4 protein-coding genes are annotated in these 2,782 nt (G+C 35.3%); all 4 read left to right on the forward strand.

Annotated features, from left to right (window positions below; all coding sequences use genetic code 11):
- A partial coding sequence (locus tag IAG46_RS17710) for a hypothetical protein (protein WP_223826755.1) occupies positions 1–184 on the forward strand: 184 nt, incomplete at its 5' end.
- Between the two features lie 70 nt (positions 185–254).
- Positions 255–1,349 carry a DUF695 domain-containing protein gene (locus IAG46_RS17520; protein ID WP_190811691.1) on the forward strand — a complete coding sequence of 365 codons (1,095 nt, stop codon included), beginning with the start codon at positions 255–257 and terminating at the stop codon, positions 1,347–1,349.
- Between the two features lie 202 nt (positions 1,350–1,551).
- Positions 1,552–1,914, forward strand: a complete 363-nt coding sequence (locus tag IAG46_RS17525; RefSeq protein WP_190811692.1) for a hypothetical protein — start codon at positions 1,552–1,554, stop codon at positions 1,912–1,914.
- A gap of 65 nt (positions 1,915–1,979) precedes the next feature.
- Positions 1,980–2,456, forward strand: coding sequence for a hypothetical protein (locus tag IAG46_RS17530; protein ID WP_190811693.1), 477 nt, complete (start codon positions 1,980–1,982; stop codon positions 2,454–2,456).
- The last annotated feature ends 326 nt before the right edge of the window (positions 2,457–2,782 follow it).

Genomic DNA, 2,782 nt, shown 5'->3' on the forward strand with positions numbered 1-2,782 from the left:
GTACAATCATATACTTAAAGTTGTCAGAGAAGAATGTTTTTGTGAACTTTATTTAACAGAAGAAACAAAATGGATTAATATCCCTGAGAATATTAAAAGCAACATTATCAAAGTTCAAACAAACGATAACCATTTACAAATGAATAATATTCGAATAGTAACATTAATACAGCTCTGCGTGTAATGGATATATGATCAATGATCATATACAATTGTTATGTGCAAGGCGAAAAATAATCCGAACTAATAAGAATATGAGTTTTTTAAAATCAATATTTAGTACAAAAGAGGAACCTATAAACTCATACTCTGACTTTTGGAATTGGTTTGAACAGAATGAAAAAAAATTCCATAAAGTTCTAAAAGACCAAGGAAATATCAACAAAATATTTTTCGATAGACTTGCACCAAAACTGAACGAATTAAAAGATGGATTTTGGTTTCTTGCTGGAATGTATGATGATAATACGGCAGAATTGATTTTAACAGCCGATGGAGTAATCAAAAATATCGTGTTTGTTGAGGAATTGGTACAGTCAGCACCGAAAATGAGTAATTGGAAAATTACAGCACTAAAACAACCGTCTGACTTAAATCAATACGGAATTGAAATGGACGGCTATAAATTTGACGACAGTAAAATGGAGTTTTATTCAACTGACCATAAACAAATGCCAGATGAGATTGACATTACAATTACTCATAAAGATTTTAATGAAGAAAACAGAGCTGTAGTGACAAATGGAATTTACCTCGCTCTAGACAATTCTCTTGGCGAATTAAATTCAGTTACCACGATTGACAATGTAAATATTATTAACCCAAAAGATACGACAACCGAATTAATTCCATTAGAAAAACTAAAGGACTTTTTGACTTGGCGAGAAAAAGAGTTTGTAGAAAAATATAAAGGTTTCAGACATAACACCGAAAACGACAATTATTCTGGACTCGAAGCGACTTTAAAAAACGGACTTCCATTGGTTGCAGTTATTAACACAAATTTATTGAACTGGGATAGTAAAGCGTCTCATCCTTGGATTGCAGTAATGGAAATCAAATATGACGGAAAAAACAATAATGGAATGCCTGACGATTCCACTTATCAACTTCTCAACGAAATTGAAGATAAAATAATGGCAGAATTAAAAGATTCTGATGGCTATTTAAACATTGGGAGACAAACAGCTGATTCTGTTCGAGAAGTATATTTTGCCTGTGTTGAATTTAGAAAACCATCAAAAGTATTACACGAAATAAAAAAAGAATATATAAATAAAATCGAACTGGACTTTGACATTTATAAGGACAAATATTGGCAATCATTTAACCGATTTAATCCGAATTGAAAAAAGCCCAGCACATAACAATGGCTATAAGTAATTGCTTGTTCTCGCCTACTTCTGAAAATCCTCGCGGATTTTCAGTTAGTTACGTACTTGCAAAGTTAACCGCTACCCCACGCAACTACTCATAGCCGTGACCGTTGGAGCACATTCAGCTAAAGCCGACTTTTGTTGCTACGTGCCATGCACTCCCGCCCCAAAAGAAATGTCCTCCAACGACCCGCTAAACCAAATTACAGCCCTTAGCTGCCCATCGAGGGAAAACCAAGCACGGGGCAAACAATCCAAACCCCGTGGTGCACCAACAGGGGCTAAAAGTAATTTGGCCCCGATATTTTTGTTCCCAATACCGCAAAATCGACAAGATACGGCCGACAGGCGGCCTTCTTGGCAGACCGTCGAATGCGAGACCCGGCAACCCAGTCAGGACAGCTTCGCACACGACAGTCGAACGATTTTACTATATTTCCACAAAAATCCCGGAACTACGTTTAGCGGGTCGTTGTGTGCAATATCCAAAAAAGTATCAGAATTAAATAAATGGACATTTTCCTATTCTACTTTTTAATCTTATTTGTGATAATTCTTATATTAATTGGAATTATATACCTAGGATATTGGATTCCAAAAAAAATGGGGAAAAGAAAACTTGGTATAAGAATATCAAGAGCATTGACCGTTGGAGTTATCCTCTTAGCATTGACTTTTATATTTGATGACTTTCTATTTTTTAAATGGAACGCAAAGAAACATCTCAGGGAACAAGGGATTGAATTAAATGATAGTTTCAAAATATTAAACAATGAAAGTGGCGGAATTAGGGATTACTATCACAAATTTGAATTACAAATTTCGGATTCAGATAAAAAGAAATTGATAGAACAAATTAAATCGGCGGAAAATTTTACCGATACAGTTTCGACTTACTTTTATCTACCAGAAAATAAAAATAGATATAGTGGAGAAGCGATAACCGTGAATTACGAAAACCTAGGGGAGTTCAAAACTGAGTATTATAAACCGAACGGACAAGGCATCGCACCAACTTATCGAATAATAAGCATATCCAAAACGGAAAATAAACTGACTTTTGAAGATATTATCGACTAATATAATACTGCACACAACACGGTGTATAAAACATAGCTAATAAGTGCTTAACCGAAAGGTTTGTGTATACTTAGAAAGTCCACCAAATTTTTAATTTGGCTTTTAAAAAGAGAAAAATTAAAAACAAAATATAAAAATTCGGCTCTGTGTTAATCCGAAAAGTTAGTGTCTTTTTGCACGCTACGTTTCATACACGAGGCCGTTGGAGCACATTCAGCTAAAGCCGACTTTTGTTGCTACGTGCCATGCACTCCCGCCCCAAAAGAAATGTCCTCCAACGACCCGCTAAACCAAATTACAGCCCTTAGCTGCCCATCGAGGGAAAA

Origin of the sequence: Flagellimonas sp. S3867, assembly GCF_014698935.1 — a bacterium.
Lineage (GTDB): Bacteria > Bacteroidota > Bacteroidia > Flavobacteriales > Flavobacteriaceae > Flagellimonas.